General features: G+C 55.0%; 20 protein-coding genes and 2 pseudogenes. 8 read left to right on the forward strand and 14 right to left on the reverse strand.

Going from position 1 to position 24,946, the window contains the following annotated elements; translation table 11 throughout:
- Positions 1-176: 176 nt before the first annotated feature.
- The 7 genes from WKI47_RS05310 to WKI47_RS05340 all read left to right on the forward strand — a co-directional run bounded on the left by WKI47_RS05310 (position 177) and on the right by WKI47_RS05340 (position 7,123).
- Complete coding sequence (locus WKI47_RS05310; protein WP_340226121.1) at positions 177-1,244, forward strand: methionine ABC transporter ATP-binding protein; 1,068 nt, start codon at positions 177-179, stop codon at positions 1,242-1,244.
- The gene (locus WKI47_RS05315) at positions 1,241-1,921 is read left to right on the forward strand and encodes a methionine ABC transporter permease (RefSeq protein WP_340226122.1); all 681 of its coding nucleotides are present in this window, start codon (positions 1,241-1,243) and stop codon (positions 1,919-1,921) included. The genes WKI47_RS05310 and WKI47_RS05315 overlap by 4 nt, the downstream gene beginning before the upstream one ends.
- A gap of 102 nt (positions 1,922-2,023) precedes the next feature.
- Complete coding sequence (locus WKI47_RS05320; RefSeq protein ID WP_340226123.1) at positions 2,024-2,485, forward strand: S-ribosylhomocysteine lyase; 462 nt, start codon at positions 2,024-2,026, stop codon at positions 2,483-2,485.
- Between the two features lie 3 nt (positions 2,486-2,488).
- Positions 2,489-3,259, forward strand: a complete 771-nt coding sequence (locus tag WKI47_RS05325; protein ID WP_340226124.1) for an SDR family NAD(P)-dependent oxidoreductase — start codon at positions 2,489-2,491, stop codon at positions 3,257-3,259.
- 120 nt (positions 3,260-3,379) lie between these two features.
- Positions 3,380-4,249 (forward strand): MetQ/NlpA family ABC transporter substrate-binding protein, encoded by an 870-nt coding sequence (locus WKI47_RS05330; protein WP_340226125.1) that lies wholly within the window; start codon positions 3,380-3,382, stop codon positions 4,247-4,249.
- 46 nt (positions 4,250-4,295) lie between these two features.
- On the forward strand, positions 4,296-5,021 hold the full coding sequence (gene mtnN, locus WKI47_RS05335; RefSeq protein ID WP_340226126.1) for a 5'-methylthioadenosine/S-adenosylhomocysteine nucleosidase: 726 nt from the start codon (positions 4,296-4,298) through the stop codon (positions 5,019-5,021).
- Between the two features lie 275 nt (positions 5,022-5,296).
- On the forward strand, positions 5,297-7,123 hold the full coding sequence (locus tag WKI47_RS05340; RefSeq protein WP_340226127.1) for a hypothetical protein: 1,827 nt from the start codon (positions 5,297-5,299) through the stop codon (positions 7,121-7,123).
- Positions 7,124-7,146: 23 nt separating this feature from the next.
- Here the strand turns inward: WKI47_RS05340 and WKI47_RS05345 are convergent, their stop codons facing one another.
- The 12 genes and pseudogenes from WKI47_RS05345 to fdrA all read right to left on the reverse strand — a co-directional run.
- On the reverse strand, positions 7,147-9,129 hold the full coding sequence (locus tag WKI47_RS05345) for an AraC family transcriptional regulator (RefSeq protein ID WP_340226214.1): 1,983 nt from the start codon (positions 9,127-9,129) through the stop codon (positions 7,147-7,149).
- Between the two features lie 40 nt (positions 9,130-9,169).
- Positions 9,170-9,712, reverse strand: coding sequence for a DUF1697 domain-containing protein (locus WKI47_RS05350; protein ID WP_340226128.1), 543 nt, complete (start codon positions 9,710-9,712; stop codon positions 9,170-9,172).
- A gap of 354 nt (positions 9,713-10,066) precedes the next feature.
- On the reverse strand, positions 10,067-10,999 hold the full coding sequence (rbsB, locus tag WKI47_RS05355; RefSeq protein WP_340226129.1) for a ribose ABC transporter substrate-binding protein RbsB: 933 nt from the start codon (positions 10,997-10,999) through the stop codon (positions 10,067-10,069).
- 22 nt (positions 11,000-11,021) lie between these two features.
- Positions 11,022-11,966: a ribose ABC transporter permease RbsC gene (gene rbsC, locus WKI47_RS05360; RefSeq protein ID WP_340226215.1), complete on the reverse strand. Its 945-nt coding sequence runs from the start codon at positions 11,964-11,966 to the stop codon at positions 11,022-11,024.
- A 28-nt stretch (positions 11,967-11,994) separates the two neighbouring features.
- Positions 11,995-13,476 carry a sugar ABC transporter ATP-binding protein gene (locus WKI47_RS05365; protein WP_340226130.1) on the reverse strand — a complete coding sequence of 494 codons (1,482 nt, stop codon included), beginning with the start codon at positions 13,474-13,476 and terminating at the stop codon, positions 11,995-11,997.
- A 19-nt stretch (positions 13,477-13,495) separates the two neighbouring features.
- Positions 13,496-13,903 carry a D-ribose pyranase gene (gene rbsD / locus WKI47_RS05370; RefSeq protein ID WP_340226131.1) on the reverse strand — a complete coding sequence of 136 codons (408 nt, stop codon included), beginning with the start codon at positions 13,901-13,903 and terminating at the stop codon, positions 13,496-13,498.
- Entirely contained in the window at positions 13,900-14,802 is a 903-nt protein-coding gene (gene rbsK, locus WKI47_RS05375) for a ribokinase (protein WP_340226132.1), read from the reverse strand. The genes rbsD and rbsK overlap by 4 nt, the downstream gene beginning before the upstream one ends.
- Before the next feature lie 86 nt (positions 14,803-14,888).
- Positions 14,889-15,875 carry a LacI family DNA-binding transcriptional regulator gene (locus WKI47_RS05380; protein WP_340226133.1) on the reverse strand — a complete coding sequence of 329 codons (987 nt, stop codon included), beginning with the start codon at positions 15,873-15,875 and terminating at the stop codon, positions 14,889-14,891.
- A 193-nt stretch (positions 15,876-16,068) separates the two neighbouring features.
- Positions 16,069-17,028, reverse strand: coding sequence for a carbamate kinase (gene arcC / locus WKI47_RS05385; protein ID WP_340226216.1), 960 nt, complete (start codon positions 17,026-17,028; stop codon positions 16,069-16,071).
- Positions 17,029-17,070: 42 nt separating this feature from the next.
- A pseudogene (locus WKI47_RS05390) lies at positions 17,071-17,907 on the reverse strand (DUF2877 domain-containing protein); the annotation flags it as partial.
- Between the two features lie 6 nt (positions 17,908-17,913).
- Entirely contained in the window at positions 17,914-19,173 is a 1,260-nt protein-coding gene (locus WKI47_RS05395) for a DUF1116 domain-containing protein (RefSeq protein ID WP_425355436.1), read from the reverse strand.
- 30 nt (positions 19,174-19,203) lie between these two features.
- Positions 19,204-20,925 (reverse strand): annotated as a pseudogene (gene fdrA / locus WKI47_RS05400) (acyl-CoA synthetase FdrA); the annotation flags it as partial.
- 169 nt (positions 20,926-21,094) lie between these two features.
- On the opposite strand from fdrA, the gene WKI47_RS05405 reads away from it, so the two are divergent.
- Positions 21,095-21,964: an alpha/beta hydrolase gene (locus WKI47_RS05405; RefSeq protein ID WP_340226134.1), complete on the forward strand. Its 870-nt coding sequence runs from the start codon at positions 21,095-21,097 to the stop codon at positions 21,962-21,964.
- Between the two features lie 244 nt (positions 21,965-22,208).
- Here WKI47_RS05405 and WKI47_RS05410 read toward each other — a convergent pair whose 3' ends face one another.
- Together WKI47_RS05410 and allC are read right to left on the reverse strand one after the other, a co-directional pair.
- Positions 22,209-23,498 (reverse strand): MFS transporter, encoded by a 1,290-nt coding sequence (locus tag WKI47_RS05410; protein WP_340226135.1) that lies wholly within the window; start codon positions 23,496-23,498, stop codon positions 22,209-22,211.
- A 43-nt stretch (positions 23,499-23,541) separates the two neighbouring features.
- Positions 23,542-24,768, reverse strand: coding sequence for an allantoate deiminase (gene allC, locus WKI47_RS05415; RefSeq protein WP_340226136.1), 1,227 nt, complete (start codon positions 24,766-24,768; stop codon positions 23,542-23,544).
- Between the last annotated feature and the right edge of the window lie 178 nt (positions 24,769-24,946).

Raw genomic sequence — 24,946 nt, forward strand, 5'->3', positions numbered from 1 at the left:
TTTTTTGCTGTTTTTCGCCTTCTTTTCCATTGGAAGCGTTAATGTGTTGTGCCTTTTGCCCCATTCAAAATTAATCTGTTTTTTCCTCTAGCAATTCCGAGTAACACGGTGTACAATATCGGAAAATAACTCACCGAAAGCTTACATCGGAAACCGGATTAAGGATGGTTCTGCTTATGATCTCGTTATCTCGCATCAACGTCACGTTCAATACCGGTTCGCGCACCCTCGTCGCCGCGCGGGACATCGACCTTCGAGTGGACGAAGGGGACGTGTTCGGCATCGTCGGCTACAGCGGCGCGGGCAAAAGCACGCTCGTCCGCGTGATGAACCTGCTTCAACGTCCCAGTTCCGGCGAGGTGGTCGTCAACGGCCAGAAGCTGCTTGAACTGACACCGAAAGAACTCCGCAGCGCACGCAAAAAAATCGGAATGATCTTTCAGCATTTTAACCTCATGAAATCCCGTACCGTCTACGACAACGTGCTGTATCCGCTTAAAAGCTCCCGCATGCCAAAAAGCGAAAAAGACCGCAAAGTCCGGGAATTGCTTCAATTGGTCGGCTTGTCCGATAAACTCGCGTCCTACCCTTCCCAGCTGTCGGGCGGGCAGAAGCAGCGCGTCGCGATCGCCCGGGCGCTCGCCAACGAGCCGCGCATCCTGCTGTGCGACGAAGCGACCAGCGCGCTCGACCCGAAAACGACGCTGTCGATCCTCGACCTGCTGCGCGATCTCAACCGCGAGCTTGGCCTGACCATCGTCATCATCACGCACGAGATGCAGGTGGTCAAAGAAATCTGCAACAAAGTGGCCGTGATGGAAGAAGGCGCGATCGTCGAGCAAGGCGATATCGTCTCGATCTTCAGCGAGCCGAAGCAGCCGCTGACGCGCGATTTTATCCATACGGCGACGCATTTCGGGCAGACGATGGAAAAGATCATGTCGCACCCGTCCCTCGCCCGTATGGAAAACGACGATCTGCTTTGCAAAATCTCCTACGTCGGCAGCCGGACCAGCGAAGCGATCGTTTCCGATATCGCGACCCGTTTCGGCGTCTCGGCCAACATCTTGTTCGGCAACGTGGAGATTCTGCAACAAACGCCTGTCGGCAGTCTCATCGTGGTGCTGTCGGGAGGACGTTCGGAGTTGGAAAAAGCACTTGCTTATCTGCGCTCGCTCGACGTCACGGTTGACCGCTTGGATTCGCCGGGCAAAGCGGCTTTGGGAGGTGCAAGCGTTGTATGAATGATTTTCTGAACCGGTATTTGCCCAACGTCATGGAAAACAAATCGGAAATTTGGGAAAGCACCTACGAGACGCTGTACATGGTGTTCATGACCTCCCTGTTCTCCGCGATCTTCGGGATTGCGCTCGGCGTCATTCTGGTCGCAACCGACAAAGGCGGCATTCTCGCTAACCGTTGGGTGTACAGCATTTTGGAAAAGATCGTGAACTTTTTCCGCTCCGTGCCGTTCATCATCCTGATCGCGATCGTCGTTCCGGTCACGCGACTCCTTACAGGCACTTCGATCGGGATGAATGCGGCAATCGTACCTTTGGTAATCGGAATCGTGCCTTTTTACGCGAGACAGATCCAGAACGCTCTGCTCGAAGTCGATCCCGGCATTATCGAGGCCACCCAGGCGATGGGTTCGGGTCCTGTAGAGATCATTTTCCGTGTATACTTAAAAGAGGGCCTGACCGGCATCATCCGAGCTTCTTCGGTCACGGTCATCAACCTGATCGGCCTAACCACCATGGCAGGCGCGATCGGCTCCGGCGGTCTTGGCAGTCTCGCGATCAACAAAGGCTATAACCGTTTCCAACTGGATATCACCTTTGTCGCTACGATCTTGATTTTGCTGCTTGTATTCGTTTGTCAGTTTATCGGAGACTATTTCACACGCAAGTCCACGCATTGATTTCGAAACGTATCGCTCGACAGAAAGCTTGGGATGTTCAGCCGAACCGGAAATTCAGGGCGCATCCCAATACCCAATCTAATGAAAAAGGAATGAAGCGCAATGGCAAAAGTCGAAAGTTTTGAATTGGATCACACAATCGTAAAGGCTCCTTATGTACGTCCTGCCGGAGTTGAACATGACGAGAAAGGCAGCACGGTGCAAAAATACGACCTGCGCTTCCTCCAACCTAACGAAGATGCGCTGCCAACGGCGGCCGTTCATACCCTTGAGCATCTGCTGGCGACTTACCTGCGCGACGAGCTGACAGGCATTATCGACATCTCTCCGATGGGCTGCCGCACCGGTTTTTACATGATTCTGTGGAACGAGCATTCCCCGGAAGAAGTCGCGACGGCATTGGAAAAAACACTGCGCCTCGTCATCGAAACGACGGAAGTTCCGGCTGTATCGGCGCTGGAATGCGGCAACTACCGCGACCATTCCCTTTTCTCCGCCCAAGAGTATGCCCGTCAGGTGCTGGAAGCCGGCATTAGCCGCGATCCGTTTAACCGGGTATTTTAAGCCATGATCGCCATCGATCTCACGGGGCAAAAGGTCGTCGTGACCGGGGGCGGATCAGGCATCGGGGCCGCGATCGTCGAGTTGTTTCTGGAGAGCGGCGCGAGAGTGATCTCCGCCGATCTCCGTTACAGCGAAGACTATGCAGAGACAGGCGAGCGTTTTGCGGAAACGCGGCTCGACCTGTCGAAACCCGATGACGTAGAGCGCTGGTTCGACACCGTGCTGGAACGCGAAGGCGTGCCGGACGTGCTCGTCAACTGCGCCGGGATCTCGACGATGGATTACGTGACCGACAGCAGCACCGAGGACTGGGAAAAAGTATTCGCGATTAACTCGACCGGCTTGTATGTCGCATCGAAACGCGCTGCGCGAGCCTTGTCCGAAGCAGGCAAACCGGGCAGCATCATCCAAATCTCGTCGCAGGCAGGCAAAAACGGCTATCGTGCCATGGGCGGTTACTGCGCGTCCAAGCATGCCGTGCTGGGCCTGACCAAAGTCATGGCGGTTGAGCTGGCTGCCCAAAACATTCGTGTCAACGCCGTATGTCCGGGCATCGTGGAGACCGCAATGAAGCATCGCGAGCGGATCGAAGGCGGTCTGATTCGCGGCATGACGGCAGAAGAGATTTACGCAGAAGATTGCTCGCAGGTGCCGCTTGGCCGGACCGCGCAGCCGCGCGACGTCGCGAATGTCGTACTGTTCCTCGCAAGCCCTCTCGCTTCGTACATGACGGGGCAAGCGATCAACGTAACCGGCGGCATGACCATGCACTAAAAGAAACAAAGGCACGCACGACGTTATTCTCGGATCTTCTTATATTTGCTCGCTTTCACACGTTACCGATTGAACGTATTACATCCTTATACAAAAAGAACAATTTAGGGGGAAACACAGATGAAAAGACAATGGTTCGCAGGCATGGCACTCAGCGCTTTGGTTGTTCTCGCAGCATGCGGCAGCAACTCGGCAGACAGCGGCACAAGCGCCGTAGCCGCAGACGGTACACAGACGATCACGATCGGTTCGATGGGCTCCGACGCCCAAATCTGGGAGCATATCGCGGCATCCCAAGCAGCCAAAGACGCCAAGCTGGATATCAAGGTCAAAGAAATCGACGGCGGCGTGGAAATGAACAACGCAACGAAAGAAAAAGAAGTCGACGTAAACGCTTTTCAATCCTGGGCGTATCTCGTAAGCTATAATAAGGACAGCGGCGCCAACCTGACGGCAATCGCGACGACTTACCTGGAGCCGATGGGTATCTACTCCAATAAAATCAAAGACATCAAAGACGTTCCGGACGGCGCGCTTGTGGCCCTTGCGGACAACCCGGCCAACACGGCTCGCGGGCTGTTGTTGCTGCAAGCAGCAGGTCTGATCGAGCTTAAGGATGGATTCGATGTCGGCACAGGCAGCACCAACGATATCACCAGCAATCCGAAAAACCTCAAGTTCGAGCTGATCGACGACACAACAGGTCCTCGCGTTATTCAGGACGTTGACCTTGTTCTCATCGGCAACACGATCGCGCTCGAAGGCGGATTGAACGTGCTGGAAGATTCCCTGTTCCACGAAGAAGTGTCCGTAGACACGAAGGCCAACATCAACGTTCTGGTCACGACCGAAGACAAGAAAGACGACGCAGGTCTGCTCAAGCTGGGCGAACTGTACCACAACGAAGATACGCAGCAGTACATCAAGGACGAATTCGGCGGTACGAAAGTAGACGTTAACGAGCCGATTTCGTACCTGGAAGAAAACTAAGCGTTAATCGTTGGAAAAGAAATCCGTTCATAAGAGAGGTTCGATCATGAAAATCGCTGTTATCTGTGCCATGGAAGAAGAAATTGCACCTTTTCGCATCAATTCGGATATTACCGGCCGTGAAGTAATGGGCAAGACCGTTATCGAACATGCCGTCCGGGAAGGCCGTGAACTGCTGCTCGTCGAGAGCGGCATCGGCAAGGTCAATGCGGCGGTAGCGACAACGCTTGTGGCCGAACGTCACCGCCCCGATCTGATCATCAATACCGGTTCGGTCGGCGCATTTGATGCTACGCTGAAAGTCGGCGACGTCGTTATCCCGACTTCCTACATCTACGGAGACGTCGATGCGACCTGCTTCGGCTATGCCTGGGGCCAAATGCCGCAAATGCCTCCTTCCTACGAGATCGACGCGGCTTGGCTGGAACGCCTGCGCGCCATCGCCCAGGAAGAACAAGGCAGCCTGCCTTACCACCTGGACTTCGGACTCGCGCTGACGCTGGATTCGTTTATGAGCGAAGGCGAGCGCGTTCAGGGCATTCTGGACAAGCTGCCTGCTACGAAAGTATCCGATATGGAAGGCTTGGCGATCGTGGAAGTCGGACAACGTTACGAAATTCCGGTCATCGCCGTCAAATCCGTATCCGATATCGCCGGACACGGCGCGGAATCGGCCGACAGCTTCGACGAGAACGTCGAGCTGGCCGGGCGTCACGCGGTGCATTTTACGGAATTCTTGCTGCGGAGTTTGGGTACGGAAGAGACTGTGTGACCGAATAAGAAAACTTTAAAAGCTTCGCTCCTATCGTTTTAGATGGAGCGAAGCTTTTTTGGGTCGACCTTTTCAAAACCAAGCGTTTGCACGATTCGTTCATGACGATTTCGGGCACTTGATTGACCACTCCTGTCTTTCGACCTACCGACCCGCCTCGCTTATCCATGCACGAACACACATAAATCTGGTTCTTCTTCAGCATGTTTAATTATACATATTTTATGTAAAATAAACTCGATTTAGAAATTTTATTCACATGAAAGGATGATAAAATGAAAGCAAAAAAGCGGGGTTGGGCAAAAGGTTGGGCTTTGATGATGTCGTTCGGATTGGCCGCCGCCGCGGTGCTGCCGCCGGTTCCGGCAGAAGCCGCTCCGGCCGCCAGGCAGATGGAAAATCTCGGTCGGGGCGTCGTTGCGGTGAGAGCCGGTTCCAACGTGTTCGTAAGCTGGAGACTGCTCGCAAAAGACGCGTCCGATCTCGGATTCAACGTGTACCGCTCCACGGCGGGAGGCACGGCGCAAAAGTTGAATACGGAAACGTTGACGCTCGGCACGAACTTTACGGATCGGACCGCCGACCGCACGCAGACGAACGCCTACTTTGTCAGGCCGGTGAGCGGCGGCAACGAACAGGCGGCAAGCGAGTCTTTTGCGTTGCCTGCGAACGCGCCGGACGAACCGGCCTTCATCGTTCCGCTGCGCGAAGGCGGAGAGATCGGGAACGTATGGGTCGGGGACCTCGACGGCGATCACGAGTACGATTATGTGCTCAGCCGCCGCGCCACGGAAACGCAAACGCTCGAAGCGTACAAACGCGACGGCACGTTTCTATGGTCGGTCGATCTGGGGCCGGGCAGCGTCAATAAAAACAACATCTCCCCCGGACCCACTGCGATCGACGTCGGCATGTGGGACGGCGTGACGGTGTACGATCTCGACGGAGACGGCAAAGCCGAAGTCGCGCTGCGGATCGCCAACGGCGTCACGTTCGGCGACGGCAGCAAATGGTCGACGCGTAACAGCGACGACAAGCAGTGGCTGGCGGTGCTCGGCGGCATGAACGGCAGCTTGAAAAAGTACGCCGCGCTGCCCGACGATTACGCCGCGGACGGTCCGCTCGCCATGCAGCTCGGTATCGGGTATCTCGACGGGCAAAAGCCGAGCCTTGTCGCGTTCATGAAAAACCGCAAGCCCAACCGGTCTTTCAACGCCGTGGTAGCCGCTTACCGGTACACCGGCAACAATCTCGCTCTTCAATGGACGTGGAAACGCGGTTCGCAAGCGGCGTCGGACGGGCATCAGATGCGCATTATCGACGTGGACGGCGACGGCAAAGACGAGATCGCGGAGATCGGCTTCGTGCTGAACGGAGACGGCACGCTACGCTACTCGCTGGCGGATCAGGGCGTGATCCACGGCGACCGTTTCTATATCGGCGATCTTGATCCAAACCGTCCGGGGCTGGAAGGATACGGGATTCAACAGGACAACGGGAACGGCTTGCTGGAATATTATTATGACGCCGCGACCGGAAACATGCTTTGGCAACATAGCACGACGCCGCCTGCGGGCGATGTGGGACGCGGCGACGTCGGCGATCTCGATCCGCGCTATCCGGGTTACGAAACGTGGTCGTTTTCCGGCATCTACAACGGCTCCGGCAATCGGCAGGTTACGCCTTCCGGCACGCAGCCGTGGCCTTCGATCCGCATTTGGTGGGACGGCGATTTGCTCAGCGAACAACTGCACGAGAACGTCATCAACAAATGGAACTACTTGACGAACGGTTCTTCCCGCGTGGAGTCGTTGTACAAATACCGCAACGCTTCTTTGAATTACCGCAGCGTATCGCTGTTTTACGGCGACATCATCGGCGATTGGCGCGAAGAAGTGATCATGTCGGCCGACAATTATTCGAAGCTGGTCGTTTTCACGACGGACGTGCCGACCGATACCCGTCTGTATACGATGGCGCAAAATCCGGCTTACCGCAACTCGATGACGATCAAAGGCTACGCGCAATCGCATCTGACGGATTATTTCCTCGGCGAAGGCATGAGCGAACCAATGCGTCCGAATCTGATTTTAACCCCTTGAAAAAGGCCCGCAACCGTCAACGTTTACGAATCCGACGAACTCCCGCTGCCCAAAAAGCTTTCTTCGATCAGCTTGAGCTGGGCTTCGAGCGAGATCGGATCGTTGTAATACGAGCCTTTCGGATCGATCCAGAATACCCGGTCGTTCTTCACCGCTTCGAGAGATTTCCATATCTCGCTGTCGTAGACCACGCTCGCGTCTCCGTCGTCCCAGCCCCAATTGCTGGTGAAGATATAGTCGCCCGCGTAGTCCGGCAGCTTTTCAAGCGACAAATCGCCGCCGAACCCTTGCCCGTCGATCAGCGTTTCGCGAACGATATCGGGAGCTTTCAGTTCCAGATCGTCGTACAGGATTTCCCCGCCGCGTCCTCCTTTGTTTCCCCATGCGTAAATGCCTTTGGCATACGGCTGCAAAATCGACACGGTCCGTTCGCCAACGACCGCCCGGATTTTCGGTTTGACTTCGGCGATTTTTGCTTCCCATCCTTCCACCCATTGCTGCGCTTCGTTTTCTTTTCCGGTGATTTTCCCGAATTCCATCAGCAGGTTTTGCGGCGTCATGCCTCCGTACTTCAATCGGACGACTGGAGCGATGCGCTTGAGCTGTTCGTAATCCGCTTCTTCCAAATAATCGAACGCGATGATCAAGTCCGGCTTTTGAGCCAGCACGACCTCGGCCGTAGGCGCGTCCCCGATATCTTCGATATCGTCCAGCATGCCGTCGTGGTACGGATTCGACAGCGAATAATCGACCGCCGCCACAGGCTTGACCCCAAGCACCAGCAAATTGCCGATCGCGCTGCCCGTGAGATCGACGATGCGCTGAGGATGCGCCGGAATCGTCACATCGCCCATACTGTCGCGATAGACTTGGGTAGCCGTTTGCGGGGCTTTGTCTGCGGTATTTTCGGCAGCTGCCGTTTTTTGCGACGCCGTCCCTTCCTTGACCGCGTTTGCCGACTGGTTGGTGTTCGCGGTCCCCGTTCCCGAACATGCGCTCAACAACATGCCGAACAAAGCGAAGGTCAACATGACCGCGGATGTTCTTTTTCTCACCGATAAATCCCCCTTATGGCTCAAATGATAATGTTTCTCAACACTTTCGCCATTATAGCACTGCCCGCTTGGAGGGAATACGGCAGATTTCGGATCGAAAAAGGGCAAATCCGGTACGGCGTTGCCTTGTCGCGAACCGGCCCGGTAGCGCATCGGCGCCGTTCCGTAAAACTTTTTGAAAGCCCGGCTGAAGCTATGCGCGTCCGGATACCCGCATCGTTCCGCAAGCTGTTGCACCGACCACTCGCCGTATCGTAAATCATACGCGGCGCGCTCCATGCGAATTCGGGTCAAAGCACGCATCGGACTTTCGTCCAACCTGTTTTTGAACAATTTGCTCAAAAAACTTACGCTGCATCCGAAAACGTCGGCAAGCTGTTCCAGCGAGATCGGATGTCGGTAGTGGCTCTCCAGGTAACGCAGCGTTTGATCCAGCAGGTCGGGTTGGACGGGATGATGTTCGCTTCGCTTCATTTGCCGCATCAGCTCGTGCACGAACGAAGCGAATGTCGCGCGCGCATGCAGCTTATCGAGCGCGTCGTCGCTTTGCCAATCCCGCAGCAGTGTTTCCGCAAGCTCCAGCAACTCCAGCGGATAAGCGGGAATAAAGCGGTATTGAACCGCGAACGGATTGCATTCTTCCAATTGCCGGCGCAGCTTTTGGGAAAAAGGCAGCAGCAGCTCTCCCCGGTACAGCATCAGCACATACTCGCAGTCTTCGATCGGCCGCATACGCAGCTTCGCGCCTTGGCCTGCATGCACGATCTGCCGCGCTTCCATGTTCAAATTTTGCCCGTCCAGCTTCAGTTCGAGCCTGCCTTTGCGCATGACCAAAAAAGCGCTGGCGGGAAACCTGTAGCCGTACTCGCCGCTGCCTACTTCGAGTGTTTGCGCGCGAATATCGTGCAGCTTGAACGCCGCTTGCGTCCAAAGTCGAATATGAGGGTCCATGTTCACGTCGTTCGCACTCCTTTTTACTATCGTTCGCGTCTTAAGCCAGCTCAAGCATCATTTGCATAATCTTACGCGTCGTGTTCACGTTGCGTACCGTCATTTGCGCGTACAGCTTCGATCCGACAAGCTTGTTCATCCCGCTGCGCCCGGCGTCTTCGCGGCTCACCGAGTACAGAAGCGCGCGCGGAGCGACCAGCAGCGTGCCGACGCCGGGCGTTAAAGGAAGGGCTTCGGCGGCGGAATTTTCGTCCACTTCATCCCAGAGGAAAAAAACGTCGCTTTTCATCTCGCTGCCGTTGCTCCAGGAATCGGGCAGCACGTTCGAGATTGCCCGCATCTCTTCGAGACTGCGGATGAGCACACGGATGCGCAGACCGAATTGCTTTTCGATCGCCGCTTCCAAAACCGCGGGCAGCGCCGCCTGCTCCAGTTCGTCGTTCGCGAAAACGATATTGCCGGAATTGATATACGTTTTGACGCGCTCCATGCCCGCCGCTTCGAAAGCGGCCTTGAGCGTTTTCATCTCGATTTTGTTGTTGCCGCCTACGTTGATGCCGCGCAGCAAAGCGATGTAGATCATCGTGGATGCTCCTTTTCGGATAGGGTTAAGGGTAAAAAGCGGGGTTTTGGTTTTCGTCTGACGTTAGCTTTCAGTATAGCCGGAACGCGGGGCAAAGCGAAGAAAGGTTTTGCGGTAAAAGGATACAAAATTAAGTGTATATACGCATTTATTCGCAAAACGAGAGGTATGTCGGTCTGGCGTATCGGCGATTCAGGGAATCGAACCGATCCGTCCGGGCCATATAGGCGGTCGAAAGCAAGCGTTATGCAAAAGGGACTGTCCCCGGCCGGATCACGGCTTCGGGAACAGTCCTTTTACGTGTAGATGCGTGTATGCGATGCGATTACTTCGATCGGCAAGTCGCCGCCCGAATCAAGGCTGCGCATCGTCTTTCGTCACGAGCTTCAGAGGCGCGGGGATCGAAGCTTCTACGGCTTTGCCGTCCAGTACGTCGCGCGCGGCGTCGACGGCCATTTGGCCGATCAGCTCGGGCTGTTGGGCCACGGTCGCGGTCAGTTTGCCGTTCTTGATCGAAGTCAGCGCGTCGTCGTTGCCGTCGAAGCCGACGACCGGGATATCTTTGCCGGAACTTTCGATCGCTTCGATCGCGCCGAGCGCCATTTCGTCGTTATGGGCGAACACGGCTTGCACGTCCGGATTGCCTTGCAGCAGGTTCTCCATCACGGTCAGCCCTTTGGTCCGGTCGAAGTCGGCCGCCTGGCTGGCGATCACGTCGAGCTGCTTGTCGGCGATCTCGTGGAAGCCTTTGCCGCGTTCGCGGGTCGCCGACGCGCCCGGTACGCCTTGCAGTTCGATCACTTTGGCGCCTTCGCCAAGTTGCTGCACGAGGTACTCGGCCGCCATCTGTCCGCCTTTGGCGTTATCGGACGCGACCAGCGCTTTGACGTCGCCTTGATCGGCCGAGCGATCGAGCGCGATCACCGGAATGTCCAGTCCGTTGGCTGCTTGCACGGCGGACGAGATCGCGGCCGAATCGGTCGGATTCACCAGCAGCGCATCCACGCCTTGTTGCAACAGATCGTCCACGTCGTTGCTTTGTTTCGCCGAGTCGTTTTGCGCGTCGACGACGATGACTTCGATGCCCAGCTTTTGCGCTTCGGCGGTCACGCCGTCTTTGAGCGATACGAAAAACGGATTGTTCAAGGTCGAGATCGACAAGCCGATTTTGATCTGTCCGCCGTTCGCCGATTTGTCGGTTCGCGCCCAAGCCGGAGGCTGCATCGAGCAACCCGCGAGCATTAGAACGACGAGAACGGCGGCGAGCGCAGTGATTGTTTTTTTCATAAAAGCCACCTTCTTTCTGGATTTAAGCCGACCGTTTGCGGTCGATCAGCACGGCGATCAGGATCACGACGCCTTTGACCACCATCTGGAAAAACGAGGAGACGCCCAACAGGTTCAAGCCGTTGTTCAGTGTCGCGATAATCAAGGCGCCGATCAGCGTACCTACGATCCATCCGCGTCCGCCGGTCAGGCTGGTTCCGCCCAACACGACGGCCGCGATCGCATCCAGTTCATACGATTGTCCGGCCGTAGGCTGCGCGGAATTCAGGCGGGACATCAAGATGGAGCCCGCGAGCGCGGACAGCAATCCGGCCAGGCTGTAGATCATGATTTTGACGCGATGCACTTTGATGCCCGATACGATCGCCGCTTTTTCGTTGCCGCCGATCGCATAGGTTTTACGTCCGAAAGCCGTTTTATGCAAAATGATCCACAGCACCGCAAACACGATCATCGTCGTGATGGCCGGAACCGGAATGCCCAGGAAATAACCGCGTCCGAACAATTGGAACGACAGATCGTCGCCCAAGCCCGTGATCGGATTGCCGTTGGTGTACACCAGCGTCAATCCCCGGAAAATGGTCATCGTGGCGAGCGTCGCGATAAACGGAGCCATTTTGCCTTTCGTGATCAGCAGGCCATTGATCGCGCCCATGATCGCGCCGGCGATACAGCCGATCAGAATCGCAAGGATCGGATCGACGCCGGCCAGCATCAGATTCGCGACGAACGCGCTGGATAACGCCAGGATCGAACCGACCGACAAGTCGATGCCGCCGGTCAAGATCACGAACGTCATACCGAAAGCGATCAGCGCGTTAATCGCTACCTGGCGTAGCAGATTCAAAATATTAAGCGGTTCCATAAATGCCGGATTCAGGACCGACACGATGACGACCAGAATGATAAAGCCCAGTAAAGGTCCGAGTTTTTGCGTGACCTCCGATAATTTGAAGCGCTTACCCATATCGGCTGCGGAAGCTGGTTTTTGCATCTTATTGTCCCCCTGTCGCTAAAGTCATAATATTTTCTTGCGTCGCTTCGCTGCCCGTAAGCTCTCCGCCGATATGCCCTTCATGCACGACGATGATCCGGTCGCTCATGCCGAGCACTTCGGGCAGTTCGGAAGACACCATGATGATCGCCACGCCCCGGTCGGTCAGTTCGTTGATCAACTGGTAGATTTCCCGCTTGGCGCCTACGTCCACCCCGCGCGTCGGTTCGTCGAGAATGAGCAAGCTCGGTCCGATGCCGATCCATTTGGCGATGACTACCTTTTGCTGATTGCCGCCCGACAAGCTTCCGGCCGGCGTTTCGGCGGATTGCGTTTTGACCTGAAGGCGCTTGACCAGCGTATCCACGAACTCTTTTTCTTTGCGGGAAGAAATGAAGCCTTTGGACGTGAAGCTGAACAGATTCGGCAGCGCCATATTTTCGCGGATCGAGAAGTCGAGCACCAACCCTTCGTCTTTGCGATCCTCCGTGATAAAGCCGATCCCATGCCGCACCGCGTCTTCCGGACGGCGGATGTTAATCTTTTTCCCTTTGAGCACGATCTCTCCGCTGTCGAGTTTGTCCAACCCGAAGATCGACCGCATGATTTCCGTCCGTCCCGCGCCCATCAGCCCCGAGAAACCGACCACTTCGCCTGCCCGCACGTTGAAGCTGACGTTTTCGAACAATCCTCGACGGGTCGCGTTTTTCACTTCCAGCACGACTTCGCCGGGCTTCGGATTCCGCTTCGGATAACGCTCGGTCAGTTCGCGTCCGACCATCTTGCGCACGACTTCGTCGAAATTCGTCGCCGGAATGTCTTTCGTATCGACCGTAATCCCGTCTCGCATCACCGTGATCCGGTCGCAGATCGCGAAGATTTCTTCCATCCGGTGCGAAATATACACAATGGAAACGCCTTCGGCTTTGAGCGCGCGAATGACTTCGAACAGCTTGACGATCTCGCGTTCGGTCAAAGCCGCCGTCGGCTCGTCCATGATGATGACTTTGGCTTGCGTCATCAGCGCTTTGGCGATTTCGATCATTTGCTGCTGTCCGACCGAACACGCACCGGCTTCCCGGCTCAGCGGCAGATCGACCGACAACCGCTGAAGCTGCTCGCGGGCAAGCCGCTTCATTTTGCGCGTATCCAGCAGGCCGTACGGCAAATTCAGTTCCCGGCCGATAAACAGATTTTCGAGCACGGTCATTTCCGGCCAAATATTCAGCTCCTGATGGATAAACGTAATGCCTTGTTTTTCCGCTTCCCCGGGATTCGCGAAAACCGTTTTTTTGCCATCGACCGTGATTGTGCCTTCGTCCAGAGCGTGCAGGCCCACCAGGATATTCATCAAGGTGGACTTGCCTGCGCCGTTCTCGCCCATCAGCGCATGAACTTCGCCTTCGCGAAGCTCGAAATCGACGCCCCGAAGCACCTGGTTCGTGCCGAATGCTTTGTGAATGCCCTGCATTCCGATATGCATGCCGCTTCCTCCTTTTTGTTTAGACTTCGTTTCCGAAATGAACGCCCGCTTGTAAAATGCAGTTAGCATAAGGCTTGGCTTCGCCGGTTCGGATAATGGCTTTTGCCCCCGCGGTAAGCTTCTTGAACTCTTCGTGGCTGCAACGTCGAAGTTCGGCATTCTCAAACGTTTTGAGCGTAAAAGCGTAAGCGGCTTCATTTTGTGCGACCATTTCTTCCGCAATCGTTACCTGTTCGATCTCCATATCGGCGGCCACGGTCTCGACGACCTGCTCGAAACCGGGAACGCCGTAAGTCAACGCCAAGTCGATCTTCGGCACGCCGGCCGGCACCGGAAGCCCGAGGTCGGCGATGACGATATAATCGGTATGCCCCAGATCGGCGAGCACTTTGGCGATATGGCTGTTCAGGATGCCGTGTTTTTTCATGCCAGCGCCTCCTCTACTTCCTGCCGGGTCGGCATGCCGCCCTGCGCGCCGAAGCGGGTGACGGACAACGATGCGGCTCTGTTGGCAAAACGCAAACTGTCCGCGATCCCTTGTCCTTCAGCCAGCGCTACCGCAAACGCCGCGTTGAACGTATCCCCGGCTCCCGTCGTATCGACCGCTTCGACGGGATAAGAAGGTACGACCACTTCTTCGCTGCCATCGAAATAACGCACGCCCCGGCTTCCTTCGGTCACGATCAGGCGATTCGGGTACTTCCGCAAGCTTTCACTCAGATCGGTTCCGTCAAACAAAAGGCTGGCTTCATGCTCGTTCGGGGTCAAGTACGTGCTATTTTCGATGATTTCCGCTTCAACCGGCCGGGCAGGCGCGGGATTCAGCAGCAGCGGCACGCCGGCCTGCTTGCAGATGCGGCTAACCAACAGCACCGTCTCGGCCGGGATCTCCTGCTGGATCAGCACGATATCGGCCTGCTCGATCGTTGCGCGGGCTTTTTCCACATACTCGGGCGTTACTTCGCGATTGGCCGCTTCGACCACGATGATGCTGTTGTCGCCTTCGGCCAAAATGATATGAGCCGTTCCGCTTTCGCAATGTGTAACCGGTTCCACATTTTGCACAAGAACACCGTTCTGGTTCAGGTTATCCAAAATCGTTTGGCCCAACGAATCGTCGCCGACCCGCCCGATCATGGACACTTCCGCGCCGAGTCTGGCTGCCGCTACCGCCTGGTTGGCTCCTTTGCCGCCGGGGACGGTCTTGAAGCTTTCTCCAAGCACCGTTTCTCCCGCGCCGGGCCGTCTGGAAGACGTAACGACCAAGTCCATCGAACAACTTCCGACCACGACGACGCGTGCGCGTTTTTCGTTAGCTATACTCATCTATATTCACGCCTTTTCTATAAAATAGTTTGTTACGGTCAAGAAATTTGCTTAATGCTTTCTTTGATTTAAAAGGGGACAGGCTGTCATTGCTCCGGCTTCGCGCGCGTGCTGCCCCGTTCGATAAATTCGACGGGCATCTGGATATTGCGGAGTTCTACCGTTTGTTCCTCGATCAATTGAATCATCAATTCCGCCGCTTTGTAGCCCATATCGTAAGCGGGTTGGCGGATCGTCGACAGCGGCGGGAAGAGTAGTCCGCTCAGCGGAATATCGTCGAAACCGATAATCTGCACGTCCTCCGGCACCTTTTTGCCTAACCGAAGCGCTTCGTGCAGCACGGCGATCGCCGCCATATCGTTGCTGGCGATCACGCCGTCGGCATCCGGGACCGTCTCGAACAGCTCTTTCGCTTTTTGCTCCGCTTCATGCAGCGCGAACGAATCGGTCCGGATCACTTCGTGCGAAACGCCGTTATCCTGAAGTACCTCGATCGCGCCTTGAAAGCGGTCCTGTGCCGGACGGATATGCGCCGGGCCTTGCAGCACCGCGACGCGGCGGCTGCCGCGTTCGACGATCTGCTGCGCCGCGATCCGCCCGCCTTCGCGACCGTCCGCGTAAACCGCGGGCCGGTCGCTGGAGATCCGGTCCAAAAACACGACCGGTATTTTCAAACGCCGATAGAAATCCATGCCCGGAAAATTGGTGGACGAGATGATGCCGACCACATTATTTTGCACGAAGGTCTGGATATAATGCCGTTCTTTTTGTTCGCTTTCGTCGCTGTTGCCGAAAATCAGGCGAAATCCGCTTTCCTGCATGCGGTCTTCCACGCCTCGGGCAAGCTGCGGGAAATAAGGGTTGGTAATATCAGGCAGCAGCAATCCGATCAATCTAGATTTGCGCTTATACAAGGAGCGGGCCACTTCGTTGGGCGTGTAATTCAGTTCCTCAATCGCCTTTTCGACCATACGGCGCGTATCTTCATGCACATAGCCGGTTTCGTTCAGCACCCGCGATACGGTAGCGACCGATACGCCGGCGTGTTTTGCGACATCTTTTATCGTGACCATGCTTTTCACCTCAAATGAGTAACCGGTTACACATAAGGTATCACAAATTTTAACCGCTTTCAAGATATGTTGATAAAAAAAGAAACCCTTTCGCGCACGGCCTAAGCCGAGAAACGAAAGGATTCGTCGATCGTGTTTCTTCTATTGTATATAGGATAACGCGGGAAGGGAGCAGACGATCCTTATGGGGTGGTCAGACCGCCTGCACCGGGTTTCCCGCCATTACCACCGTAGCTGATCCGCCATCGAAGATCGCGCCGATATTTTCGAGCGAGGTGATGACGGCTTTGCTGCCCGGACGGCTTTCCGCGAACGCGATCGCCGCTTGAACTTTCGGCAGCATGCTGCCCGGCGCGAATTGGTCTTCGGCGATCCAGGCTTGCAGTTGGTCGATCGTGACGTCTTCCAGCTTTTCCTGGTTCGGCTTGTTGTAGTTCACATAGACGTTGTCCACGCCCGTCAGCAGGAACAGATAGTCGGCTTCGACGAGATTTGCCAGGTTCGCCGAGGCAAAGTCCTTGTCGATTACGGCTTCCACGCCTTCATAACCATGCGCGACTTTTTTGACCGGAATACCGCCGCCGCCTGCCGATACGGTTACATAGCCGTTTTCGATCAGCGTTTTGATAATCGGGTATTCGACGATCGTTTGCGGTTTCGGGGACGGCACGACTTTGCGGTAACCGCGGCCCGAATCTTCGACGTACGCTTCGCCGGTTTCCGACGATAGCTTTTCCGCTTCTTCCTGCGTGAAGAACGGGCCGATCGGCTTCGTCGGGTTGCTGAACGCCGGATCGTTTTCGTCTACGACGACCTGCGTCACGATCGAAGCCACTTGCTGGTTCAGACCGGCTTCGGCGATTGCTTCGTTCATCGTGTTTTGCAGCCAGTAGCCGATACTGCCTTGCGTCATCGCCACGCACGTATCGAGCGGCAACGCCGGGTTTTTCTCGGATTGCGCGATCGACTGCTGAAGCAACAGATTGCCGACCTGAGGACCGTTGCCGTGGCTGATGATAAGCTGATGCCCTTGTTTGATCAATTCGATCAACTGTTTGCTGGTATGACGCAGCGCTTCGATCTGTCCCTGCGTCGAAGGATCTTCGTTCAAAATGGCGTTACCGCCGAGTGCGACTACGATTCGTTTTCCCATGATTGCCTCCATTTTGGCTTGTCTTAAAAAAGTAAGCACACCCATCAGACTGTCGTTTCCCGAGGTTGCTCCGTATGCTTGAATCTTTTTGATCGCTGCGGCAATCCGCTGTTCGTTTTCGCTGTCGATCGCTTGGCAAAGGTCGATCCACTGTATGTTGGCGTATCCGTCGAACAGCGCTTGGTAATAAGTCAGGCTGATCTCCGTCGTAGACCTGTTTTGCAGTTCTTGCCGGGTCAGCTCCGTGATTGTTGCCGCGCCGCCCGTGATTCGTTCAAACAAGATCATCCCCTGCAACAAGTCGTCGCCCGAAGGCGTCAAGCCGACTCCCGCACCGATTAAAGGTTGAAGAGAAACGGCAGAAAACGAGTCTGACCCGTCAACGAAGCGTGTATAAGCCTGTTCAAGCGCTGCCGAAGCAAAGCCTGATTTTTCCCGTATTTTCGCTTTTTCGAGTTGATGCAGCAAAGTGCTACGGTTCAACTTTTCGTATGGGATGTGAGGAACAGACAAATCTATCCTACGAATAGAAGGTACGGTTACCGTGATCGGCATCGGCCTGATATAGCAGGTCAATGTCAGATCAAGTTGTTCGTCGGATCGGGAAAAAACGGGATTCAGTCTGACTTGTGCGCCTACGAATAAGCCTGCCGCAATACGCTCGAAGTCTGTGGCATCGAGCGCAAGCCCGATCGCCGACAGATTGCCTTCCCCTTTTCCGACGAACCATAACCGATCTTGAACTTTCAGGTTGAATCCATTCGAGAAGATCGAATGGACCCGCGCCTGAATGCTTGGTTGTTGCTTATGCTGCTGAAGTTGCAGAAAGACGTAGGAGCTGATACAGGACTTTTCCGAGGTCAAGCTCCGATCGTTCATTGTGTTTTACTCTTCAACGTTGATGCCCAGCGATTTCGCGTAGGCGATCAGCGCATTTTCGAAGCAGACCAGCGGCGCACGCACCGTACCCGCGCCGATCTGGCCGACGCCCGCTTCTTTGTGCGCGATCCCGGTATTGATGATCGGGGTGATGCCCGTTTCCACGACTTTGCGGATATCGATGCCGAGCGTCGCGCCTTTGAAGTTCCAGTTCGGAATCGTCCAGGTCGGGTTGTTGGTGATCGAGATGCGCTGCATTTCTTCGGAAATGTTTTGCGCGTCGTCCAGACCGTTCAGACCGACAAAGCGCGTTACGCCCGGTGCCGCGATCATCGCCATGCCGCCGACGCCGACCGTCTCGGTAATGGCGCTGTCGCCGATATCCGGGTTGGCCTGCTCCGCCGAATAGCCGGTGAAGTACAAGCCGTCAGGCGTATTGACCGGACCGTTGAACCATTCGTCGCCCAAAGCGCTGATACGTACGCCGAAGTTTTCGCCGTTGCGGGCCATCGTCGTGACGACGCAGCCTTCTTGGATTTTACGCGCGTAGTCGACCATCGCTTTGCTTGTCGCCATCATGATGTTCAAGAAGAATTGATCGGTGTTCGCCAGGAACTGGATCACGTCCGCTTTGTCTTTCTGATCGATATCGAGCAGCGTGATCGCAGGCGTGATTTCTTTGAGGAACACGAGCGACGCCGCGATATTGCGTTGGTGGAACTCGTCGCCCATCGCGATCGCCCGGGCGATCATGACGTTCAGGTTCAATCCTTCGTCGAGGGTACGCAGCGCTTGACCCAGTACCGGACCCAGCACATCGCGCATCCATTTCAGACGGTTGATGACGTTCTCGTTGTTGGCGCCGAACCGCAGCACTTCGCCGATGCCTTCGTTCATGATGCAATAACCGGTCGTGCCGTCCGTTTTGTTTTCGACGACGAATACCGGGAAGTTCGCCGACGTAATGCCGCCCATCGGGCCTACGGCGCCGACGTGGTGACACGGAATAAACTTCACTTCGTTATTGTCGAGCTGACGCAAAGCGTCTTCCTGATCGGCTGCCCAGCCTTCGAACAGCATCGCGCCGATCACGGAGCCTTTCATCGGGCCGGTCATGTTCTCGTACTTGATCGGCGGTCCCGCGTGCAGAATCACTTTCTCGCCTGTGTTCAGTTCCGCGATCACTTCTTTGGCCGGACGCGCGTCCACGAGGAACGGTTGCGATTCGATCAGGCGGGCCACGACTTTATCGTTGGACGCATTGATTTCTTCTTCGCGTTTTTCCAGTTCGTTCAGGATACGGATCAGCTTCTGATTGCCGCCCGCTTTCGGACGCCATGTGAATTGCAGCGCCTTGCCCTGGAATGCGGTAATGGATTCGGTGAAGCTTTGAATGCCGATATTGATCACGCGCGGCACACTGTTCAACAACTCAAGCACTTTTTCGCCCGGAGCCGGAACTTCGATCTTAGAATCGGTATATTCCACGCGGCCTTTGTCGGCCACTTGCAGTTCGCGTCCCATCAGCTTGAGCGCCAAACGGATCGCACGCGCATTGCTGCTTTCGACGATTATGCCGGCGTCTTTGAGCGTTTGCACGGCTTGGGCGTAGTTTTGCGGATCATTGTCCGTACCGACCACGCTGCCGATCACGTACAATTGGCGGCCGGAAGCTTGGGCTTCGTCCAAAGCGGATTTGATGCTCGGAGCGAGAGCGCCCGCCATGTCGGCATGCGCGCCGTATCCGAGCACGACGTCGACGAGAATGATGCCTGTCGTTTCGTCTTTCAGCACTTCTTTGAGTTTGTTCACGCGCACTTCAGGGTCGATCATCGGGTGAGGCTTGCCTTGCGTATACACGTCGTCGCCGAGGTCCATGACCTGGAAGCCTTGCGTGTTCAGAATATAGCCTTCTTCGCCTTTGACGTTGTCCAGGCCGAGCGCGTCGGAGATCAGCGTCGCCGCTTCGCTCGCCAGCGTGCCGCCGGAGTACAGGCCTTTCACCGTTTTGCCTGCGGCAAGCGGTTGGTCGACCGTGAATTCGATCGGCTCGTTGTAGTTAGGCTTCACGTCGTCGCCGTTCGAAATATCGACCGCGATCTTCGCCGCTTCTTCCAGCGTGTAAGCCAGCGATACGTTGCCGATATGCGCTTCCGGCTTTTCGCCCAGGAACAGCGCGACGACCGGTTTGGACAACGATTGCAGCAGCTGCATCACGTTGTCGCGGACTTTTTTCGCAGGCGGTTTGGAGATAACCAGGATCACGTCGGTCGGCGCGTGCTGCTCAAGCGCGACTACGGCGTCGATCATCGTTTGCGCATTCACGCCTTCCTTGAGATCGCGCCCGCCGGTTCCGATCGCGTGAACGACGCCGCCGCCCAGACGGTCGATGATGGTGGTCGCTTCCTGAATACCCGTGCCGGATGCGGCCACGATGCCGATATTGCCCGGGTTCGTCACGTTGGTGAAGGCAAGCGGAACGCTGGACAGTACGCCTGTACCGCAATCCGGACCCATCAACAGCAGACCTTTTTCATGCGCTTTTTGCTTCAGGCGAATCTCGTCTTCCAGGCTCACGTTGTCGCTGAAGGAGAATACATGCAGTCCCGAATCCAACGCTTTTTCGATCTCGCCCGCCGCGTAGATGCCCGGGATCGAAAGCAGTGCCAGGTTGGCGTCCGGCATGCCTTCGAGCGCGTCTTTCCAGTTGTCCACGCTTTCGATTCCGTCGCCTTTTTTGCTGCCCGACAGGTTGCTCAAAAAGCGTTTCGTTTCTTCGACGACCGATTCGAGAATGTCGGCATTGTCAGATTCCACGACAATTGCCATATCGTTGGCACCCGCAGCTTGAACTTCGTCAGTGAACAATCCCGCAGCTTTCAAAATATCTTTATTGGCGTCCGTAGCCATCATGACCTGGCCTTGTTGAACACCTTCTAATCCGTTAATGGAGTTGGTTAACAGCATTAAGTTGATCGAGTCTTGGTAATTGTTTTTTTGGATCACAGAGTGTAACATGGAAACCCTCCTTTTGCATTTAGTATAACCGCTTTCATGGATACGAAAAATGAACAATCCGTATAAAAACGCTCATACCTTTGTGCACTTTCAACAAAAGAGCGATAAACGCCTTATGATAAAGTAAGAAAGAAAACAGTCATGGTTTATAAGAAAGGTGGGAAAATGATTGCCTGCTTACGAAAGCCGGACGGTTCCGATCGAAACCGTTGACGGCGCACAGTTGAACGGAACCTTTTACCGGGCAAAAAACGGCGGTGCCGATCAAGCGACGTTGCTTTATTTTCACGGCGGCGGATTGATTTTCGGCCACCGGGAAGATCTGCCGCAAGTCTACCTGGATATGTTGACCGATAACGGATATAACGTGCTCGCGCTGGATTATTTGCTGGCTCCGGAAAGCAAACTGCCCGCGATCATGCGATCGGTCCAGCGCGGGATCGAATGGTTTTTGGCAAACTCGGCGGACCAACTTCACGTCGATCCGTCCCGCTATTATCTGATGGGACGCTCGGCCGGTGCTTATCTGGCGCTGTATCACGCCGTCCATGCTCCGGTTCGTCCGCAAGGCGTAATCGCGTTATACGGCTATTACACCTTGCACGAAGCCAGCTTCAGCGTACCCAATCGGCATTTCCTGAGTTACCCTCAAGTGTCCGATACGATGATGCAAAGCCTGATCAGCCAACAACCGTTAGCGACTTCGCCTTCCGATCAACGTTATCTACTGTACCTGGCCGTCCGGCAGCGCGGAAATTGGATTCCGTTCATCTCGAACGACCCGGCAGACGCCAGCACCTACGCTTTGGCCAAAGAACAATTGGCCGCTTTGCCCCCTTCTTTCCTCGCCGCCGCTACCGGAGACCCCGACGTTCCGGTACGGCAATCGAAAATGCTGCACAAATTCATCCCGAACAGCGAACTCCATCTGGTGGAATCCGCCGAACATGACTTCGACCGCACGCAAATCCAAGAGTTCGGAACAGACCTTTACGAAAAATTGATCGCCTGGCTGAATACCCGATCTTCAAACCCATAATTGCTTAAATCATCACTTTCAAAAAAAGGCGGCTTGAACGTAGAAACACGTTCAAGCCGCCTTTACTTTCCCCTACCTATTAACACTCACCGTAACTGGAAACGAGAAGACGGAGAGAAAAATCCAGTGAAAGACGCCTTTGAACTTGGAAAACCCTACAACTAAAATTCCAATCCAGTTTTCCAAGTGAGACAGCGTCTTGAACGGATTTTTCTCGAAGTCTTCTCGTTTCCCTCGCCTAAAGTCAGCTTACGCCGACCGTCTTTTTCGAAGTGACCGAGATAACGGTGAAGATCACCGTACCCACCAACAGAATGATCGCCCCGATATAGAAGCCCCATTCGCCCGATCCCGTCGTATCCATGATGTACCCGGTCAACGCCGGTGCCACAACGGACGACGACATGCCGAAGAAGTTGAACACGCCGAGCGTCGACGCGACGGATTTGGAATCGGCTTTGTCGGTAATGTACGAAATCAAGACCGGATCGACCGCCAGTTTACCCAGGAAACCGTACAGCAGCAGCACGCCTGCCAGCAGACCGGCGTTCGGCACGAATACGGAAACCGCGATCAGTACGAAGGCCGAAAATTCAAGCCCGATAATGATTTGCGGTTTTTTGTGTTTCTTTTTATCGGACATGTTCGCGAAGAACAAAGCGCCCGGAACGGCCGCGACCGCGATCATGGACGTGATCAGACCGATCATCGACCCTTGGATGCCGCGCTCGGATTCCAGGAACTTCGGCAGCCACGTGACGATCAGGTAGTACGCGTAACACGTCGAGAAGTACAAAATATACGAAGCCACGAGTTCTCTGCGGAACAAGCCTTTTTTCGGTTTGTTTTCTTCCGCTGCGGCTTGAGCCAAAGGCTCGATCGTCTCGTCGCTTCCGGCCGTTTTGGCGGCTTGAGCGGTCGGAACGTTTTGCGGGTTTTTGGCGCCCACGATCATAACGGCAAACCAGATCACCAAAAATACGATCAGACCCGCCGAGATGAAAGCCATCGTCTGCCAAGGCAGGTTGAGCTGTTTGACGATAAACGACGAACCGGTCATACCCAAAATCAGACCCAGCGCGGAACCGGAGTTAACGATTGCCGTCGCGATGCCTTTCTTTTCGGGCGGAACGTGCTGCGCCGTCAGCGAGAACGCCGCGCCGTAATACGTACCGCAGCCTACGCCTGCCAAAACGGCACCGAGGTAGATCATGGTCAGGTTTTGCGCGAACGCGATCGACAGAACGCCCAGCGCGAATACGATAAAACCGGGAATCAAGATTTTTTTCTGCCCGAATTTATCGACCAGAATCCCGGAAGGGATCTGCAAAGCGGTGTAACCGAAGAAATAACACGATGCGATCAGACCCATTGCGGCATTGGTCTGCGGACCGATGGTGCCTTGAATCTCGGTGTAGATCGGCGAAAGCATGGAACGGTATACCCAGATGATCGCCCAGCCCATACAGAACGTGAAGACGACTCTTTTCCAATAATTCGGCGGGTAAATACTTTGGTTTTGAAGTGTGGACATCGCTACCCAACTCTCTTTTTTAGTCTATCTGTCTCTATTTTTCTTAGTAAGCCAAACGTTTCAAAGCTTCCGCCAGCGCTTGCACGCCCTGCTGAATATCGACCGCTTCCGTGTGCTCGGCCGGATTGTGGCTAATACCGTCGATGGAAGGAACGAAGATCATGCCTGTCGGTACACGCGGCGCGAAAATTTGCGAGTCGTGTCCGGCCCCGGAGTGCATGACCTGATAGCTCAAACCGTTGTCTTTGCAGACGCTTTCGATCGTGTCGATGATATGCGCGTCCATCGGAACCGGCTTCTCGTTCATCCAGTTGTCGATTTCAATCTCGATGCCCATTCCTTCGGCCATCGCCCGCATATCCGCTTCGATCTCTTTGGTGAAACGATCCAGCGCGTCCGCGTCGGTATGCCGGCAGTCCATCGAGAACAGCGTTTCCCCCGGAACGACATTGACCGTGTTCGGCTTCGGTTCCACGCGACCGAATGTCAAAACAAGCGGATTGCCTTCGGCTTTCGCTTTGTCGATGCTTTGAACCACGATGCGCGCCATGCACTCAACGGTATCTTTGCGATATTCCATCAGCGTCGTACCCGCGTGGTTGGCTTGTCCTTTGAGCGTGACCGTATAGCGTTTTTGGCCGACGATCGCGTTCACCACGCCAACCTTTTTGCCCGTGTTTTCCAGGAAGTTGCCTTGTTCGATATGCAGTTCCAGGAAAGCGGCGATTCGGTTATGCCTAGGCTCGCCTTGCAGGAAATCGAATCCGGCTTCGCGCATGGCGTCCGTGAATTTCACGCCTTTCGCGTCCGCGATCTCTTCGACGTCTTTGGAATCCGCGATACCGAAAATGTTTTTGGAGCCCCAGAATACGTAAGGGAAACGGGAGCCTTCTTCTTCGGCCATCGAGATGATTTGCAGCGATTTTTTCGGTTTGCCTTCGGTTTCCAGCAGTTCTTTGACCGCCATGTAACCCGCCATGATTCCGAGCTGCCCGTCCAGACGTCCGCCTTTGGCAACCGTGTCCACATGCGAACCCGTCGCGATGATTTCTTCCGGCTGCTCCGTGCCTTCGATTGTCGCGAACAGATTGCCGACGGCATCGAATTCCGTTTTCATGCCCAATTCTTCGAATTTTTCTTTTAACGCCTGTTGCGCCTTGATCCAAGATTGGCTATACAGCAATCGGGTCGTCCCCGGACCTTCGGCATCCGATATACCGGAAATCCAGTCCATCAACTCGTCGATTGTTTGTGGTTCTGATTGGATCACAAAGCTCACCCCGTTATGTTTGATTTTCTACCTTAAATGATCTTACCGATCGACTTGCTACACCAAGTATAAATATAACCGCTTTCAATATCATTGGTGATTTATACAAAACGTCGCGGTTCTTTTGTTTACTCTGCACATTTTTTGCTCAAAAATCGTATGCAAAAATCCATTAATA

Source organism: Saccharibacillus sacchari, assembly GCF_037722395.1.
Classification (GTDB): domain Bacteria; phylum Bacillota; class Bacilli; order Paenibacillales; family Paenibacillaceae; genus Saccharibacillus; species Saccharibacillus sacchari_A.

Bases quoted from the DNA above. Each gene is read 5' to 3' on its own strand.
- WKI47_RS05310 (WP_340226121.1), top strand. From the start codon at position 177: ATGATCTCGTTATCTCGCATCAACGTCACGTTCAATACCGGTTCGCGC.
- WKI47_RS05315 (WP_340226122.1), top strand. From the start codon at position 1,241: ATGAATGATTTTCTGAACCGGTATTTGCCCAACGTCATGGAAAACAAA.
- WKI47_RS05320 (WP_340226123.1), top strand. From the start codon at position 2,024: ATGGCAAAAGTCGAAAGTTTTGAATTGGATCACACAATCGTAAAGGCT.
- WKI47_RS05325 (WP_340226124.1), top strand. From the start codon at position 2,489: ATGATCGCCATCGATCTCACGGGGCAAAAGGTCGTCGTGACCGGGGGC.
- WKI47_RS05330 (WP_340226125.1), top strand. From the start codon at position 3,380: ATGAAAAGACAATGGTTCGCAGGCATGGCACTCAGCGCTTTGGTTGTT.
- mtnN (WP_340226126.1), top strand. From the start codon at position 4,296: ATGAAAATCGCTGTTATCTGTGCCATGGAAGAAGAAATTGCACCTTTT.
- WKI47_RS05340 (WP_340226127.1), top strand. From the start codon at position 5,297: ATGAAAGCAAAAAAGCGGGGTTGGGCAAAAGGTTGGGCTTTGATGATG.
- WKI47_RS05345 (WP_340226214.1), bottom strand. From the start codon at position 9,129: ATGGACCCTCATATTCGACTTTGGACGCAAGCGGCGTTCAAGCTGCAC.
- WKI47_RS05350 (WP_340226128.1), bottom strand. From the start codon at position 9,712: ATGATCTACATCGCTTTGCTGCGCGGCATCAACGTAGGCGGCAACAAC.
- rbsB (WP_340226129.1), bottom strand. From the start codon at position 10,999: ATGAAAAAAACAATCACTGCGCTCGCCGCCGTTCTCGTCGTTCTAATG.
- rbsC (WP_340226215.1), bottom strand. From the start codon at position 11,966: ATGGGTAAGCGCTTCAAATTATCGGAGGTCACGCAAAAACTCGGACCT.
- WKI47_RS05365 (WP_340226130.1), bottom strand. From the start codon at position 13,476: ATGCATATCGGAATGCAGGGCATTCACAAAGCATTCGGCACGAACCAG.
- rbsD (WP_340226131.1), bottom strand. From the start codon at position 13,903: ATGAAAAAACACGGCATCCTGAACAGCCATATCGCCAAAGTGCTCGCC.
- rbsK (WP_340226132.1), bottom strand. From the start codon at position 14,802: ATGAGTATAGCTAACGAAAAACGCGCACGCGTCGTCGTGGTCGGAAGT.
- WKI47_RS05380 (WP_340226133.1), bottom strand. From the start codon at position 15,875: ATGGTCACGATAAAAGATGTCGCAAAACACGCCGGCGTATCGGTCGCT.
- arcC (WP_340226216.1), bottom strand. From the start codon at position 17,028: ATGGGAAAACGAATCGTAGTCGCACTCGGCGGTAACGCCATTTTGAAC.
- WKI47_RS05410 (WP_340226135.1), bottom strand. From the start codon at position 23,498: ATGTCCACACTTCAAAACCAAAGTATTTACCCGCCGAATTATTGGAAA.